This window comes from Niallia tiangongensis, from assembly GCF_044704065.1.
GTDB lineage: Bacteria > Bacillota > Bacilli > Bacillales > Cytobacillaceae > Niallia > Niallia tiangongensis.
The window spans coordinates 760,865-776,541 of the sequence record NZ_CP162613.1; the positions used below are offsets into that span (position 1 = coordinate 760,865).

Sequence of the window (15,677 nt, forward strand, 5' to 3'; positions counted from 1 at the left end):
AGTAGTGAATTCAATGACTAAAAAACTGCTGTTGATACTGGTGATAATCGTGATAACCGCTTGTAGCAATTCAGATGAAGAACCGCTTACTAACCAGGTAGATAGTAATAGTGTTGATAAGACAGTTTTAGAAATTTCCAAAGAGATTGAGCCAGTCCCCCAAGATTCTTTAAAAACGATTAAAGATATTAGTATATATTTTTCGTCAAATCGGCATTCCTCTACCACCTTTGATATAACAAATGAAGAAAACGATAAGGTGGGTACTTATAAGCAAATAGTTACTAATGAAGATAAGGAAGGAAATTATGTTATTTCCTCTACTATGGAAGAGTTCCCCTCAGAAACAGCAGAAAGTCTAAATACAATTAAGAATTATAGATTATCACTTGAAGAAATTAAACTGATACGCCAAATCGATAATTTAGTAGGTACAACCCTTAAGGATACAACTATTATTAGTAATACTAAAAATAGTTGGATAAATAATTATGAATTAGGAGGAGATCAACAAAGTAGTATTACTTCGATAAATAAAGAAGTGCAAACTTCATTCGGTACATTCTCTAATTGTATAGAAGTTACAGAAATTACGGAAGATTCAAGGGAAATTACCGTTAAAACATATGCACCCAATATTGGTTTAATTCATCAGGTGGTTACAATAGATGGAGTGGTTAATATGGAGTATAAATTAGTAAATTATTATCCGGAAATATTTGGAAAAGATATAGAGGAATCAAAGAATACCTTTGAGAACATTGAAGAGAACGAATATTTGTCGGAACTTCCCTCTATTACAACAGGAGAAGTAAGCAAAATAAATTTAAATGATTATGCTGCTAACGTTAACGAATACTCAATCAATCAAGTAGAATACCAAATTCTTCACCGTCCCAATTATCAAAACGGAAAAGATAATGAACACATTTATACCTTTGGTAATGATATAGGAGATATTCAAATTTTAACTAATAATGATGCTTTAATTAAAGAAGTGAAATTTGAATCTGATGAACCTTTAGGAGAAGAAGGTTTGTTATATATGCAATGGCTGATTTTGAGTCTTAACTCAGAGATTAAACCAGAAGAAGCTAATGAGTTCTTGTTTAGCAGTCCCTCACAGTATTATGAAATTAAAAATTTTTTAGTCGGTCTAGAGTCAGACGGTAATAACTTCAAATTCGTGATTTTACCTAATAAATAAAACCAGCGTTTAGTGCATTTACTTCCTATGTTGTATTTTTCGCATTTAAAAGGGGTTACTAAAGCCGGAAATAACAAGAGTTTTGAGAAAAAAATATTCTTTTACAAACTAAAAAAAGAACCGAAATGGTCCTTTTTTACGTATCGAAAAGATTTATAAACTTTGCCATTAAATGAATTCGTTTTTCTAGTCGTATCTATATTATACTGAGTAATGAACTCAGACTACTAAGTTCTGCTGCTCTTTTATTTCGGCCTACTTGATAAGGTTCACATCAAACTAATATGTCCTTTGTCTTGTGCAGCTACCGAATAGAATGGACAATATTGTTTTTCCAAATTTCTTTGACGATTTCCTCTGGGGTTGAAGCATTTTTGTTTCCGAACATATTCATTGTCATTTTTAACTTCAATTGTTTCTTATCATCAATATCATACGTTATCATCTCATTCATTGAATTGTCTGACATATTTATGTGTCTACCATAGGAGAGATTGATGGTATTACGTCCGAATGATCCACCATACCATATCTTTATTCCGTTCGCATTTTGACCGTCAACATACAAGTTGAAAACAGTTTTATAGTTGTCCACGTCATCTTGGTCAAATTCAAATTCTGGGTTTGTAGATTGGATCTGAGTAAACAGTGAATTGAATACATCAACTATTTGCTTAAAACTGTCCTTCATAAACTTTTCAATATCCCGATCTGTGATACGTTTAAGGCTTGGTAAATCTATATCGGAAAAATCGACATCCACAGATATAGTTTTATTCAAATTTTTTGGTTTTTCTATTATTCTTCTTGAAGGTATTTTAGGCTCCAGTGTAGGAAATTCACCGACAGGCTCGACATAATACCGTGGCTTTTCATATAGCCGATAGATTAACTCGTCAAGTTTATCATCAAATTCTGTATCGTTGCTAAAATCTATTGCATACTGACCTTTGAAGTGGAAAGGAAATACCTTGTTATAGTCTCCTTGGTGTCGCATTATCGGAACCAATTTATTAGGATTTTCCATCAATAACGGAAGTGTCAATTGGGATTCAAATCCTACTCCACCTTCAAAGTTATCAGCTTTGCTTGCATAGTTTTCCGTCAAAACAATAATAATGTAATCACTATCCCTTACTTTTTCAACCATCATTCTATTAAGATGGACTGATTTTTCCTGCGTTTCAAAGATATCTGTATCTGCAATTAACCCTTTTTCTCTTAATCGGTTAGCAAGATAGAGAACCCACTCTTGATGTTCTTCTGAATCCCAACTATAACTTATAAAAACACGTTTTCTTTCCATTCGAATGCCCCTTTTTACAAATGAACTTTTGTCTGATGCAATTAAATCTTTAATCATAGAGTGATTTGACGTATTAATTATAACAGAAGATAAGTGAACATCTTGTTAGTCATCATTTTTATTTTCAAAAAAACTACCTAGATTTGAGGAATTAGAAAATAGAACGGGTATGGGGAATATCCGATATTGATTATAATTAATAAATAATAGGGGGGATTTTTATGGAAAATGAAAAGAGAGCGTATGACCAGCTTAAAAGTCGAATAATTAATCATATTGAAGATCACAATATGAAATTGGGTAATCTTTGGTATAGAGGCGAATCTAAATTATTTGATAGTATGCCGTCAACATTATATCGACAAATGAATTTTAATGGTGAGCCGGATGAACGAAAAGTAAGTCGTTTAATCCACTTTAATAATATTCATCACTATGAAAAGTGGATTTATGATAAATTTACGGAAGAACTAAAAGAGAAAGATATTGATTTATACCGAAGTATAACAATGAATGGATGGGATATTGTATTTTATATGCAACACTATGGCATTCCAACTCGATTCATAGATTGGTCTGAAAGTTTACATACATCTTTGTTTTTTGCAACAGAAAAAGCTCATATGAACGAAGAAGATGCTGTCCTTTGGTTATTTGAACCTAAAAAAATGAACGAAATACTACGTGACAGTTATCAACTACAACACCCTGAACCAAGCAATACGTATGAAAATTTTGTTAATGCATATTTCCTGCGTATAAATCAAGATTTAGGAGCTGCTATAAGTCCTAATAGTTATAGTATTGGAGTCTACGCGTCAGGTGATATTGAACGTATGCATAGCCAGTATGGTCATTTTGTTTTTATTCCAAAAGAGTACAGAGATATGAGGTCTTATATTGAAGAAATTGTTTTAGGTGATAGTAACCTTCAAGAGAGAGTTCTAAAAAAACTAATTATACCTAACAATGAAGCAAAATTAATTAACAGATACTTAGAAAGCATTGGCTGTGACATAAGTAAATATAGGTTAAACGAAACACCTTTAATTAATGCCAAAGAATATAATTTCACCGAATTTATTAATCGTTATCAGACACATTCTTAATGTGAAGTATAGTTAGATATATAAATTTAAAAAAGCTATAAATTCGTTGGCGATAATTGGAGAAAAAAGAATCCTGTTGTTAAGGTATGTAAGCATTTTTTAAACAAGCCAGCAGCACCTTTATATGGTTTGATTTACATACTGTAAAACCAGTACACTATAATGGATAGTTGATAAACCCACCAACATCCCTTGTGTTGCCAATTACAGTCCACGCATGTTGAATGCGTAGCTCGATTAAATTTGATATAACAGGCTTTTCATGCAAGGTATGTACACATTGACCACATTTTGACCACATACCTTGCAAATAAAATTATTTAGAGATGAATTTTTCAAAGAGATCGACTGATTTTTCTTTCATTGATTCGGTGACATGAGCATAAACATCATCGCCAGTTGTTTTTATACTGCTATGGCCAAGACGAACTTGTACTTCTTTTAAAGACATACCTGCTTCTAGACACATGGTAGCATGAGTATGCCTCAAATCATGAAAACGGATTTTTTAAACATGGGCAGTTTTAATTGCTTTATTAAAATCTGCTGTTAATGCTCGAGGGAAAATTGGTTTTCCGGTTTGTGTTGAGAAAATTAGATTATGGTCCTCGTAACTTTTGCGAAGGGCCATTTTCATTTTGTTCAGATGCGCTTTCCAACTTTTAAGAACCTGTATAGCAGAATCACCTAGTTTGATTACACGATTAGATGCTTGGGACTTAGTTGTGGAAAACTTATATCCGTCTTTATTGTAAATTAGAGATTTATCCACATTAAGATCATTCTTTTCCAAGTCTAGGTCATCCCAAGTTAAGGATAGAATTTCACCTCGACGACAACCGGAACTTAAGGCGGTATTAATTATTGTATAGAGTCTAAGGTTCGTTAACTTAGTAACTTCCAAGAAAATGTTCATTTCATCCACAGACCATGTTTTTTGTTCGATTCTTCTTGGTCTTGGTTTTTCCACATCGATAAGAGGATTAGCGGGGATAACTTTCCATTTACGAGCTGCATCCAATGCTCCGTAATGGTATTGATATACTCTATATATCTTGGAGAAAGTCCTTCCTTCGTCTGTTAGATCATTAATAAACTTTTGAAGGATAATAGTATTTAACTTTTTTACCTTGTATTCACCTAATACAGGGATGATTCTGTAATTTGAAGCATTTGTGTACTCTCTAAAGGTTGTTTCCTTTAATTTTCGCTTCATTGTTAGCTCGAACCACCGCTCGAATAGATTTTTAACTGTTATTTCACTTAGCTCTGCAGACACTTCACCGTTATCTTGTTTCTTAAGTTTGTTTAAAGCTTCGTCGATTTTTGCGAGGGCTTCTTTTTGTGCGACGGGCAGTCGCATAGAGTGTTGATAAAAGTCAACACTCTTCTTTTGCATTTTCAGACAGAGACGTCATTTTGATGAAACGACTGAGAGAAGAAAATGATGAAGGAATCCCAAGTGGTGTAAGTCCACTCCCGAGGAGACTGACCTAGCGAACAAAGGAGTGGGTGGAATAGACGGAGAAACAATAGAAAGTTATGAAACTAAAATAGAAGAGAATATCCAGTCCCTTCTAAATAAATTACGAACAAAAACGTATCAAGCACAGCCCGTAAAAAGAGTATACATTCCAAAGAAAGATGGCAAGAAACGGCCTCTAGGGATTCCTACAATAGAAGACTGTATCGTACAACAGTGTGTAGTGAATGTGCTTCAACCAAAGTTCGAAGATCTCTTATTTCATAACTGGTCAGTGGGGTATCGACCAAACAGGGGAGTAGAAAGAGCACTACAAATCGATTCACTTTTCACCATTGGAGACAAGGAAAGAAAGATAAGAAACCAGTTTTCCATGTAACACCAAAGAAAGAATCTATGAAAGACTTTCGTCTCAGAATAAAAGATAAGACACGGAAAACATTAACTTTAAGCAAAGAAGAATGGATAAATCGTGTAACCCCAATAATACGAGGAAAAGTTAATTATTATGTGACCATCATCAAAGCGATTAAGTCCAATGAAGAAATATAACTGAAAAGCTCTTGTATTACTCGTTGGATGAAACGTATGTTCTTAGAAATAGACGTATACATAAGAAGACTGGGAGTAGCTTTTATCCACCGTCATCGTAGTCAAAAGAAAGAACAAAAGATGCGGTCTAAATGGAACAACCAGTTCTTCGTTAAAATTAAACTAATTCCTAGCTATTGGTTATACCTAAACAAAGCCTTTGGTTATACATTAGAGCAATATCTAGAAGAGATGAAGAACAGAGGAAAACGAAAATATCAACAAGCAATTAGACGTGCAAAAAGAAAAGGCGAAGAGTATTTTACTCTTCACCGGCTTCAAAAGATGCAAAATGCCTGGAACGCATCCTCTTGATTAATAAATTGTAACATATGGGTAAGCCGTATGCCTTAATAGGGCACGTACGGTTTGATAAGGTGGAAGCCATGAGAGTGGTTTCCCTACTTTATTTTATTATTGGAGTGATTTTATGTTTAAGAAAATCAAATAGTTTTTAGCAAGATAGATCAAGCGGAGCAAGCCATTTTATTAAACGAAAAATATTAATTGGAGGAATGACAAATGAGTGCAACAACAGATAAATTCTTAAAAGGAATCAAGAGTGGAGCATTAGCATTGTGGAGTAAATTTAATAGAGAGCACACTATAATCGTTCACATTAAATGAACACCTCAGAAAAGCCCTGCTCATTAAAGTGGGTTTTTTTTTTGTGTAATTTGCCAAAATATAATTTTATCTTTTAGAAAAACAAAAACATTCTGGAAGGTATTTGAAAAAAATATATAGAATTTTCTAGTCAGTAAAAATAAATTGAAATGAAAAGGTGAGGAGATTTATGGCTAATTTACCGAAAAAAATTGTATTATGTTTTATCGTAATTGCATTAATTTTGAGTATTTCGCTTCCTAATTTAACATCAGCTGCAGGACCTCCACCAGATGAACCAGTGCAAATGACTCAATTCTTACAAATGAGAGCTAATCCTTATATTTATCTTAATCAAGAAACTGGTAAATTTTCATTGAAATCTGGAATTGATAGTAAATTTACAGTTGAATAATTACAAGTCATAAAACGTGCTGTAAGCAGAAATAATGCTGAAATAGAAATGAATATATCAGAATTAACAATGGCTGATAATAGTTACGTATCTAAAGAAACTAGCTGCCTTCCTGAAAATTTTGTGTTTGAAAAAGATGATCCACTTTTTAGTGATGGTAATTTAGTATCGGTACCAGAAGAGTCATCAGCAATTAATAAATCTATTAATAGAAAGAAAAATTTTGATTATGAATATAAGTGGTGGGAATTAGATATTATTTTTCACATACATGGGTAAAAACATTTAAAAACAACTTATTATTACTTACTGTTGCTACAGCAGCAACCAATGCAACGATAAGTAAATACGCAAAAGTAGCTGCAGGAGTAAAAATAAATATCGTCACTGGCGTGTAGCCCTTGGTGCATGGGCTTTTATAGCACAAGATAAAAATAAAGGAGTCTACTTTGATTGCTATTTTTATATTCCTACTCGATGGTATCCAGCACCTTAAAAAGGGGGTGATCTAAATGAAAAATGCAGCTAATAAAAAATGGTATTTATTGTGGTTAAGTATTGCAATTATTGCTTTTGTGTTATGGGTATTGACAAAATTAGTTTAAAATTTAAGTCACAAAGAAACTTGTAAATTGATTGGATGATTAATTTACAAGTTTCTTTGTATTATTGTGAAATAACAGGAATATAGTCATGAAACGAAGAATCCTTCCTAGTAAGAAAGGAGGGGTAAATTGTGGAAGCAAAATTATTAAAAAGACATATTGAACACAATAATCAGATTCGTTGCGTTTATTGTGAAGAAAATTTATTGTTAGGCGAACCTATTTATGTGGACATAGCGCATACTATGACCCATCAAAGATGCGGCCACTATCTAAAATTAAAAGATAAAGGCACACTCACTAGTGTCGCTCTAAAATAATTCAACACAAATTTTAAAACTGAATTTTCTGCAACTTAATTTTTCCATAAAAAAATCCTTTATAATGGTTGGGAGGTAGTAACCTATCCAAATCCAAAATAAAGGACTTACGCATGGATAAGTTTACACGAAAAACATCATTTGAACAATGGCTTTCACCGCTTAATCAGACATTATTAGAAGAACAGGTGAAAACACATCAATTAAATTACTATACAAAAGAAGCTTTATATGGTTTCCTTTTTGAAACTACTTTTGTATGCGCAGCTCCATGAGACCGAGAGTTTACGGGCTTTGAGTGACGCTGTATTTTCAGACGATTTGCAATGTGCTACAGGGTTGAACTCGATTAGCTTCTCCCAATTAGGAAGACGAATCAATACAATTCCAACTGAGTTCTTTCAAACGTTTTTTTTAGATTTGGTCGCCCAAATCCATAAGAAAACAGATTTTGAAAAACGAAGAAAGATTTCGACACCACTGAAAATCATTGATTCGAGTACACTTCCACTTAATTTAACCAATCATACGTGGGCAGAGTTTCGAAAGACAAAATCGGGTGTAAAGCTTCACTTACGCCTTGTTTTCATGGAAAAAGGCTTCTCCTATCCAGATAAAGGAGTGCTTACGAATGCCATCGAACATGATCGAGGTCAATTTCGGGTTGTCACTGTGCACTTAAAATTATGGCAAACCCCTTCTAGTCGCCTATTGGTATAAACATGATCTTGCCCGTATTCGTGAACGTTTTGATATCAGAACGATTGATACGGCAAAAGACATCGATGATTGGAATGCTGAAAAAATTCCAGTTGCCTTAATCCATCCAGCTTCAGCTGGACATGGATTGAATTTGCAGGAAGGTGGCTCAACAATTGTATGGTTTGGGCTGACTTGGTCATTGGAATTGTATCAGCAATTAAATGCACGGCTCTGGCCGCAAGGACAAAAGAAAACGGTAGTAATTCAGCATATCATTACCCGTGGTACACATGATGAAGACGTCATGAAAGCGCTGGAAACAAAGGATATTCGGCAGTCTGCTTTGATTGAAGCAGTATAGGCGAGGATTGGAGGTGCGGTATGAGCGAAAGAATCGAAAAAATCATGCACAGTTATCAGCAAATAGTCATGGAGCGAAATTGCCTTGAAAATCAGATTGTGAACTTTCAAGGAATCACAGCATCGGAAGTGATCGAATCAATGTATTTTGAACAGCCGGATGGTGAGCGTGTTCAGACAAGTGGTGTTTCTGATAAGACTGGCCGCATCGCCATCACCTACAAGGACAGGATGAACCGAATTAACAGAGAATGGCAAGAGCATCTTGTGAAGAAACATTCCGCGCTTTTCGAGGAATTGCTATTTTTTTGAGTCAGCCATTCTTTCGCTAAGTGGTATTTTGCCAGATTTTATTTCTGATATGGTTATAAACGGACTCACTTGGGATGACCTTGCTGCCAAATATCATGTTAGTAGAACGATGGTAGCCAAGTATAGGAAAAAGGCAATACGTGAACTGGATATCTTATACACCATTCACGACAAAGAAATGGCAGAGTACATTTTGAGTTGAGGTGAAGCAAATGTGTAGAAGAGGAGATATTTATCTAGTGAATTTCGGGGAGAACATAGATACTTGCAAACAGAAAGGATTCCGCCCAGTGATAGTGGTCAGCAATAACAGAGCAAATTCCCACTCCCCTGTTATTACGGTTGTTCCATTAACTACAAAAATCAATAAGAACGGTATTTACCAACCCATGTATATATTCCTTTATCCGCAGTCCGTGGATTGAGCAGTGGAAGTATGGCCCTTGCTGAACAAGTGGAAGCCATCGATAAAACTCGATTACTTGGAAAAAAGGGGTTCATAATTAACAATGGAATTATGGACCAAATTACGAGAGCGATACAGATACAAATCGGGGTTTATGCAGAATATAACTGAAGAAAAAGTTAATCTCACGAGCCTTATGGTATTGCAGAGAGACTTTTGATATATTGAATTGATAGTCTATTAGACTAACCAAACTGGAGAAATGAGGAGGAATAGGATGAAGCTCATTATCTGTGGAAATGGTTTTGATATACATCATGGATTTCAAACTAGTTATCAAGCATATAAAAAATTTCTGTTGGAAAAGTATCCTCATTCCTTTCGTGCCTTTGAGGAATTTCAATATATTGATTTGACGAACTCTGACAGGTGGAGTGACTTAGAAAATTCGTTGACAATAAATTATGAGGATTGCGTTAGCGATTCATTATCAGAATTTTACCCTGATCTTAATAATGACAGTGACTCAAGATGGTATGATTTTCAAATTGACTTGGAAGAGCAAACAAAATTTATATATGATTTTACGGGACTCTATTTATTTGAGTGGCTAGGTAATGTTGATTACACTTTAGCCGAGAACAAGCTTGATTTAAATCCTAATGACTTATATGTTACATTTAATTATACAAGCACTTTAGAAAATGTTTTTGAAATTCCTATTGAAAATATTTTCCACATTCATGGGTCGATTGAAGAAGTAGAAAAACGTCATTTACAAAATTGGTTTACTCCCTATTTCAGGACGATAGAAGATGCTGAAGTTGCCGATCAATTTCAAGCTGATGAGTTTAACTCTGGTATTGTAAGGGAGCACATTCAATTTGGATCAATTGATAATGATCCTTTGCAAATTAAAAAAGATTTAGAGGGACAGTACGGAGATGATGATTTTTACACTGTTTCGATTGAACCTGGAATTGATAACCTTATTGATTTCTGTAATGTAGCGACTAAAGATATTAAGAAAAACTATGAAGCTTTAAAAAATTTCATTATTCAAAATGAAATTAATCAAGTTATAATTATGGGTCATTCAATAATGGGTGTAGATAAAGCTTATTACAATGACATAATCGTTCCCTTATTAAAGGAATGTTTTTGGACATTTTATTATTATAATGAAGAGAATTTAGCAGACGCTGAACGATTTGTTGAAAGGTTCTCTGTTGAAAAATATGAATTCGTTAAGTGGTAGTAAGTTTACGAAGGTTTACCAATGGTGTACTAACGGTATACTGTTTTTTCAATTTCATTGCAATATACTTATAATTGCCAAGGATTTATACGGAGTTTGGGTCTTTCCTAGGCTCTTTTTCATTGGCCGGATGCGGCTTTCATCCTTTCACGCATCCGTACATAGAAAGGAGAAAGCATTATGCCTAAAAGACCCGCTACCCCATGCAAGCATCCTAGATGTGCAAGGCTTGTTCCCTCAGGTTCAACCTACTGTGAGGAGCACGCACCACTTCACTTCCATGATGTGAAAATGTGAAAAGTACAAAAGAAAAAGGATACGACAGCCGTTGGAGGAAGGCACGAAAAAGGTTCTTGAAGGCACACCCGCTATGTGTGAGGTGCTATGACATGGGAAAGCTTGAGAAGGCAACAGTTGTTGACCATATTGTTCCTCACCGAGGTGACCAAGATTTGTTTTGGGATGAAACCAATTGGCAGCCATTGTGCAAGTCATGCCATGATAGAAAGACGATGACCGAGGATAGGTATCAAGAGTTCAAGTACTGACAACACTTCCTTATCACGGAACTTTTGGTCAAAGCTATTATGAAATGTCGCACCTCGTTATAAGGTAGATTATGGGTAAAAATTTAATGAGAAAATAAGTAGAAACCCTTTCAGCATAGTGTTGAAAGGGTTTCTGTATATTCGTTTTAATCCATATCCATTTGTGAGAGCTGATGAACCTGATCACGTTTTCCGTAAACAACAGCGGTTACCTGAACCTTTAAATGCTCCTAGTCTATCCAGACGTAGACTAGAAAATTTTTAACAGGCATTTTACGAATTCCATAGCTGTGCCACGGTTCTTCTTCAGTAAGGGCAACTCGTTGTGGAAAATCGGAGAGAGAGGAAATCGCAGTCTCTAATGCATCCAATAGATTTAGTGCAGCATCCGGGGCTTTCAGATCAGAAGCAATGTAGCGTGTGATTTCCTGTATCTGTTCTTCTGCCTGAGTGGTAATTTTTATAGTGTAGGTTTCAGCCATCGTTCTATAACTTATAACTCCCGTCTTAAGTCGGCAAATACATCGGCTACAGGACGGGAACGGTTCGCTTTAGCATCTTCAAACCCAGCTTGCATCATGGCATCGAATTGTGCAGCATCCATTTTATCGATAGCAATCGGTGCAGTGGGAACGGACAGAGAGAAAGGGATGCTCTTTGTCATGATTATTTGTTTGTAAAGCATATTGATGACAACAGAAGCAGGCACTCCCAGTTGAGCCATAATCGCTTCAGCTTTTTCTTTTATTTCCGGTTCAACACGCGCAAGGATATTTGCGGTTTTAGCTGCCATAATCATTCCACCTTTCTTTTTTCTTTATTGTATGCTTTTGTATAACGGTTAGCAATACAAAACCAGAATTCTCTGTCACAGTGACGCCTCGAATTAGAACCTAGGTTATTATGTTTTCGACAATGATGGCATAATTGTATATCCCACCGATAACACATCTTCACCAACTTACAAAGAATATACGGTAGTTAAAGGTGATTCTCTCTGGGCAATTGCAGCCAAACTACTCGGTAGCGGTACAAGATACACAGAGATTGTTAAACTGAACAATTTAAAATCAACGATTATCTATGCCGGTCAAAAACTGAAAATCCCTAACTAAGTATGATGCCCTTGGAGGTTTAAAACTTCCTTGGGCATTTTTTTTATTAAATAACTGCATTGAGCGTTGACTCTTTCGCTCTACTTGATATACTGAGTGAAGTAGCCACCACTCATATTATGAAGGAGGTTTTAATAAATGAGAATTCAATTTTATCCAAGCGAAGAGTTAGAAAAAAAACTTAATAATGAAGCAGAACAACTTGAGGTTAGCGTTAGCACATTGGTTAATGATTTATTAAACAAACATTATGGGCTCATTCCTGCCACGTCATTATCAAACTCAGAATTACGAAAAAAAATATTTGAGGAGATATCTAAGTTTGTTACAAATCAGAAACCTGGAAAGGAATTTGATTTGAACGAAGCATCTGAAACTTTTAAGCATATTGAAATGGTATATGCAGGAAAGCCAAGTATCATTAAGGCACAGATTGGTAAGGAATTTAACAATAAATATGTTGGATTAGTAGAACCATTTACCACTGTTAAACAAGTTAGATTAAAAAATGATAAACCTAAGCTAACAGTTGGTAATCGTGCTGCGATTTATGTTGTAGGCGGAAATAACGTGTAAATAATGGAGGAATAAGTAAATGAAAAATCCTATTAATACTTGGTCATTAAAATATGTACAATCGCTTAGAAGAAAAAGTGCCTGTATAGGTAAGCCAATATCATATACATTTACTTCTTTTGATAGGCAGCAGGCAATCACCAAGCTTCAAACTCTGTATCCTAAAGGGAGAATTAATTCTTCATTTGCAGATAGAATACTATATCTTTCGGAGCTATATTAAGGAGGTTCTGCTGATGAATAGAACAGAGGCAATGCAAACTGTTGAAAGTCTGTTGAAAAATAACTTTAAGTATCTATATAAAAAGGAAAAGCTGAATATTTTCGAGTTGCATCTTTCGTTCCAAATGGACAGCAAGACACATGAATTACAGACAAGTATGGAATTTCAAGATACCTGGGTTGATATTTTAACTTTTATTTCCCCAACTGCTTTGAAAGTAGGGTGTGATGAATATTATGAAGTTCTTAAGACAGTAAATTATGTGAATTGGTATACTAAAGCTAATGGACGTTTTTATGTGGATACATACGGTGATCTGGCTTATAGCTTGCGTATAAAGTATGATTTTCTAGATGCTGAACCCCACATGGCAATAAGTGAGATTGAGGCAGCTATTGAATACTATTCAGACTTATTTATCCCATTACTGGATGTTTGTTTAGGCAAGAAATTATTTCATGATGCAAAAGTATTTATTGATGAAATGTGGGGAGATATAGAATGAAAGAAGAATATGAATTGAAACTTCAGGACGAATTTTCCTTCATGAAAAGAGATATGACTATAAAGGATAGAACTACAATGCGTAATATTTATCAGGCATGGGGATGCGAATGCTCTGGAGGGTGGTATCCATTGATAAGAGAACTCTGTCAGGCTATAACCGATAGGTATACACAAGATGGCATTCCTGTTGATATTGTTGTAGAACAGATAAAAGAGAAATTCGCAAGTCTTAGGTTTTATTATTCCTTTGAAGATACGCCTTGTGCTTTGCAGGCCATTGATTTTCTTGGAAGTTCTTCTTTACGATTTGAACCATATAATGAAAATGATGATGATGCCAAAAAGAAATTAAGGCATGATATTTCACAAATTGTTCGTGCATTTGAGAACAAAAGCAAAGCAATCTGCGAATACTGTGGGAAAGAAGGAATCATCAGAATGGATATGCGTTGGAAAAAAACTCTTTGTAATGAGTGCTATAATAATTATCTTAAAAAACTTGAAGAAAGACAGAAAAAATAATAATTGAAATAGCATAAACGGTAACACATACCAGGCTATGCCGATACTTTTTTAGAATTGAAAATACCTTAATTCTCTGTCACAGTACGCCTCGAATTATGTCGACAGGGAGTTAAAAAGATTGCAATTCTGTATTTTTAAGTTGTGATGGCTACATTGTAAAGAAAAATGAATACAATTACACCTCATATAGTTTTTGGGAGGACAAATGAACGAACTTCATTGAAAAATTCCCCACTTAAATCGAAATTGAGTAATCCATTTACGTATGATAGTTACAGATATACCTATAGAATCGACAAATTTCGGTGCACTGTGACTTAAAATTATTAATAGTGAAAGTGATTCAAAGAAGAAAGTCCATAAAGATAATGATTTGATAAATGAACGTCGAAGTGAATGGATCCAATTGCAAAAGGAATTTCCTTTCCTTTTGAAAACCAAATTGAGAGAGAAAGTGCCAGCGGTTTATACTTTCTTATATAGGAATGATAGAAATTGGCTGAACGAAAATTCTCCAGAACTGCAAAAGGTTGAAACCATAAATAACCGAGTTAATTGGTTAGAAAGAGACCAAGAGGTATTAAAGAATATCCGTAAAGTGGTTGAAGATATAAATAGTAGAAATGGAAAGCCCCTACGAATAACAGTTCTATGATGAAGTAAAAGTATTTCTTCAACAAATGGGTGTTAAAAAGTAGTTAGTCATAATTTTCTAATAAGGTATAATGAAATAAATAATATAAAATATATCACTAGTGTTTCTTTAATTTAATTTCACTATTAAAAATACTCAAAATGTTCAATTTTATCATTTTGTGTAAAGAAAAAGTCCTTTATAATGGATTAGTCAGGTGGTAACCTGTCCAAATCCACTAATAAAGGACATCATATATGGACAAGATTACACGAAAAAATTCATTTGGACAATGGTTTTCACCAATTAATTCTCAAATATTTGAGGAACAAGTGAAAACAATGAAATTAGATTTCTATACGAAAAATTTACGACCGAGTCTTTCCTAAAATTACTGCTTTTTGCGCAGTTACAGGAAGTCGAGAGTCTTCATGCATTAAGTGACTGTCTTTTTGATGACAATCTTCAAAAGGCAATTGACCTTGATTCTATTAGTATTTCTCAGTTATCACGGCGATTAAATGGGTTGAATCCAAACCTTTTCCAGAGGCTTTTTCTTGATTTAGTATCACAAATTCATGTCAAAACGCACTACACGAAACTTGTGATGCCATTAAAAATCATAGATTCAAGCACTTTGCCACTCAATTTGACGAATCATAAATAGGCAGAATTTCGCAAAACAAAGGCGGGAGTGAAGTTACATTTACGTCTTGTGTTTATGGAAAAAGGAACTTCCTACCCTGAAAAAGCCATTATCACAACTGCCAAAGAACATGACCGTGGCCAACTCGAAATCATGGTAGATGACAAAGAATGCATGTATGTGTTTGACCGTGGTTACTTAGATTATGAGCGACTGTTTATGC

Annotated in this window: 19 protein-coding genes and 5 pseudogenes; 19 read left to right on the forward strand and 5 right to left on the reverse strand. The window is 34.5% G+C overall.

Annotated features, from left to right (window positions below; all coding sequences use genetic code 11):
* The first annotated feature begins 13 nt into the window (after positions 1-13).
* A complete protein-coding gene (locus tag AB3U99_RS03755) occupies positions 14-1,207 on the forward strand; it encodes a hypothetical protein (protein WP_400245579.1) in 1,194 nt (397 codons plus the stop codon).
* Between the two features lie 304 nt (positions 1,208-1,511).
* Here the strand turns inward: AB3U99_RS03755 and AB3U99_RS03760 are convergent, their stop codons facing one another.
* On the reverse strand, positions 1,512-2,513 hold the full coding sequence (locus AB3U99_RS03760; RefSeq protein ID WP_400245581.1) for a toll/interleukin-1 receptor domain-containing protein: 1,002 nt from the start codon (positions 2,511-2,513) through the stop codon (positions 1,512-1,514).
* Positions 2,514-2,734: 221 nt separating this feature from the next.
* Between AB3U99_RS03760 and AB3U99_RS03765 the strand changes: the two genes are divergently transcribed.
* Complete coding sequence (locus tag AB3U99_RS03765; protein ID WP_400245583.1) at positions 2,735-3,622, forward strand: FRG domain-containing protein; 888 nt, start codon at positions 2,735-2,737, stop codon at positions 3,620-3,622.
* A gap of 316 nt (positions 3,623-3,938) precedes the next feature.
* Here AB3U99_RS03765 and AB3U99_RS03770 read toward each other — a convergent pair.
* Positions 3,939-5,021: pseudogene (locus AB3U99_RS03770) on the reverse strand (tyrosine-type recombinase/integrase).
* 109 nt (positions 5,022-5,130) lie between these two features.
* Between AB3U99_RS03770 and AB3U99_RS03775 the strand changes: the two are divergent.
* The 4 genes from AB3U99_RS03775 (at position 5,131) to AB3U99_RS03790 (ending at position 6,996) form a co-directional block, all read left to right on the forward strand.
* Positions 5,131-5,484 carry a hypothetical protein gene (locus AB3U99_RS03775; protein WP_400245585.1) on the forward strand — a complete coding sequence of 118 codons (354 nt, stop codon included), beginning with the start codon at positions 5,131-5,133 and terminating at the stop codon, positions 5,482-5,484.
* Positions 5,485-5,693: 209 nt separating this feature from the next.
* Positions 5,694-6,011, forward strand: a complete 318-nt coding sequence (locus AB3U99_RS03780) for a hypothetical protein (RefSeq protein WP_400245587.1) — start codon at positions 5,694-5,696, stop codon at positions 6,009-6,011.
* Between the two features lie 481 nt (positions 6,012-6,492).
* Positions 6,493-6,717 carry a hypothetical protein gene (locus AB3U99_RS03785; RefSeq protein ID WP_400245589.1) on the forward strand — a complete coding sequence of 75 codons (225 nt, stop codon included), beginning with the start codon at positions 6,493-6,495 and terminating at the stop codon, positions 6,715-6,717.
* A gap of 48 nt (positions 6,718-6,765) precedes the next feature.
* Positions 6,766-6,996 (forward strand): hypothetical protein, encoded by a 231-nt coding sequence (locus AB3U99_RS03790; RefSeq protein WP_400245591.1) that lies wholly within the window; start codon positions 6,766-6,768, stop codon positions 6,994-6,996.
* On the opposite strand, the gene AB3U99_RS03795 is transcribed toward AB3U99_RS03790, so the two are convergent.
* Positions 6,974-7,105, reverse strand: coding sequence for a hypothetical protein (locus AB3U99_RS03795; RefSeq protein ID WP_400245593.1), 132 nt, complete (start codon positions 7,103-7,105; stop codon positions 6,974-6,976). The genes AB3U99_RS03790 and AB3U99_RS03795 overlap by 23 nt on opposite strands.
* Before the next feature lie 348 nt (positions 7,106-7,453).
* Between AB3U99_RS03795 and AB3U99_RS03800 the strand changes: the two genes are divergently transcribed.
* From AB3U99_RS03800 to AB3U99_RS03830, 7 genes and pseudogenes are all read left to right on the forward strand, one after another.
* The gene (locus AB3U99_RS03800) at positions 7,454-7,642 is read left to right on the forward strand and encodes a hypothetical protein (RefSeq protein ID WP_400245595.1); all 189 of its coding nucleotides are present in this window, start codon (positions 7,454-7,456) and stop codon (positions 7,640-7,642) included.
* Positions 7,643-7,755: 113 nt separating this feature from the next.
* A pseudogene (locus AB3U99_RS03805) lies at positions 7,756-8,311 on the forward strand (DUF4372 domain-containing protein); the annotation flags it as partial.
* Positions 8,312-8,330: 19 nt separating this feature from the next.
* A pseudogene (locus AB3U99_RS03810) lies at positions 8,331-8,705 on the forward strand (ATP-dependent helicase); the annotation flags it as partial.
* Positions 8,706-8,725: 20 nt separating this feature from the next.
* On the forward strand, positions 8,726-9,016 hold the full coding sequence (locus tag AB3U99_RS03815; protein ID WP_400245597.1) for a hypothetical protein: 291 nt from the start codon (positions 8,726-8,728) through the stop codon (positions 9,014-9,016).
* Between the two features lie 212 nt (positions 9,017-9,228).
* A pseudogene (locus tag AB3U99_RS03820) lies at positions 9,229-9,593 on the forward strand (type II toxin-antitoxin system PemK/MazF family toxin).
* Between the two features lie 106 nt (positions 9,594-9,699).
* Positions 9,700-10,680 (forward strand): bacteriophage abortive infection AbiH family protein, encoded by a 981-nt coding sequence (locus tag AB3U99_RS03825; RefSeq protein ID WP_400245599.1) that lies wholly within the window; start codon positions 9,700-9,702, stop codon positions 10,678-10,680.
* Between the two features lie 389 nt (positions 10,681-11,069).
* Complete coding sequence (locus AB3U99_RS03830; protein WP_400245601.1) at positions 11,070-11,228, forward strand: HNH endonuclease; 159 nt, start codon at positions 11,070-11,072, stop codon at positions 11,226-11,228.
* Between the two features lie 230 nt (positions 11,229-11,458).
* On the opposite strand, the gene AB3U99_RS03835 is transcribed toward AB3U99_RS03830, so the two are convergent.
* Both AB3U99_RS03835 and AB3U99_RS03840 read right to left on the reverse strand, forming a co-directional pair.
* Positions 11,459-11,710: a type II toxin-antitoxin system RelE/ParE family toxin gene (locus tag AB3U99_RS03835; protein ID WP_400245603.1), complete on the reverse strand. Its 252-nt coding sequence runs from the start codon at positions 11,708-11,710 to the stop codon at positions 11,459-11,461.
* Positions 11,711-11,721: 11 nt separating this feature from the next.
* Entirely contained in the window at positions 11,722-12,021 is a 300-nt protein-coding gene (locus tag AB3U99_RS03840; protein ID WP_400245605.1) for a type II toxin-antitoxin system RelB/DinJ family antitoxin, read from the reverse strand.
* A gap of 460 nt (positions 12,022-12,481) precedes the next feature.
* Here AB3U99_RS03840 and AB3U99_RS03850 point away from each other — a divergent pair, with 460 nt between their 5' ends.
* From AB3U99_RS03850 to AB3U99_RS03875, 6 genes and pseudogenes are all read left to right on the forward strand, one after another.
* Positions 12,482-12,919 (forward strand): hypothetical protein, encoded by a 438-nt coding sequence (locus AB3U99_RS03850; RefSeq protein WP_400245607.1) that lies wholly within the window; start codon positions 12,482-12,484, stop codon positions 12,917-12,919.
* Positions 12,920-12,938: 19 nt separating this feature from the next.
* Complete coding sequence (locus AB3U99_RS03855; RefSeq protein ID WP_400245609.1) at positions 12,939-13,142, forward strand: hypothetical protein; 204 nt, start codon at positions 12,939-12,941, stop codon at positions 13,140-13,142.
* Between the two features lie 13 nt (positions 13,143-13,155).
* Positions 13,156-13,647, forward strand: coding sequence for a hypothetical protein (locus AB3U99_RS03860; RefSeq protein ID WP_400245611.1), 492 nt, complete (start codon positions 13,156-13,158; stop codon positions 13,645-13,647).
* A complete protein-coding gene (locus tag AB3U99_RS03865) occupies positions 13,644-14,171 on the forward strand; it encodes a hypothetical protein (protein ID WP_400245613.1) in 528 nt (175 codons plus the stop codon). The genes AB3U99_RS03860 and AB3U99_RS03865 overlap by 4 nt, the downstream gene beginning before the upstream one ends.
* 328 nt (positions 14,172-14,499) lie before the next feature.
* Entirely contained in the window at positions 14,500-14,829 is a 330-nt protein-coding gene (locus AB3U99_RS03870; protein WP_400247953.1) for a TnsD family Tn7-like transposition protein, read from the forward strand.
* Between the two features lie 236 nt (positions 14,830-15,065).
* Positions 15,066-15,667, forward strand: a pseudogene (locus AB3U99_RS03875) (IS4 family transposase); the annotation flags it as partial.
* Positions 15,668-15,677: the final 10 nt, after the last annotated feature.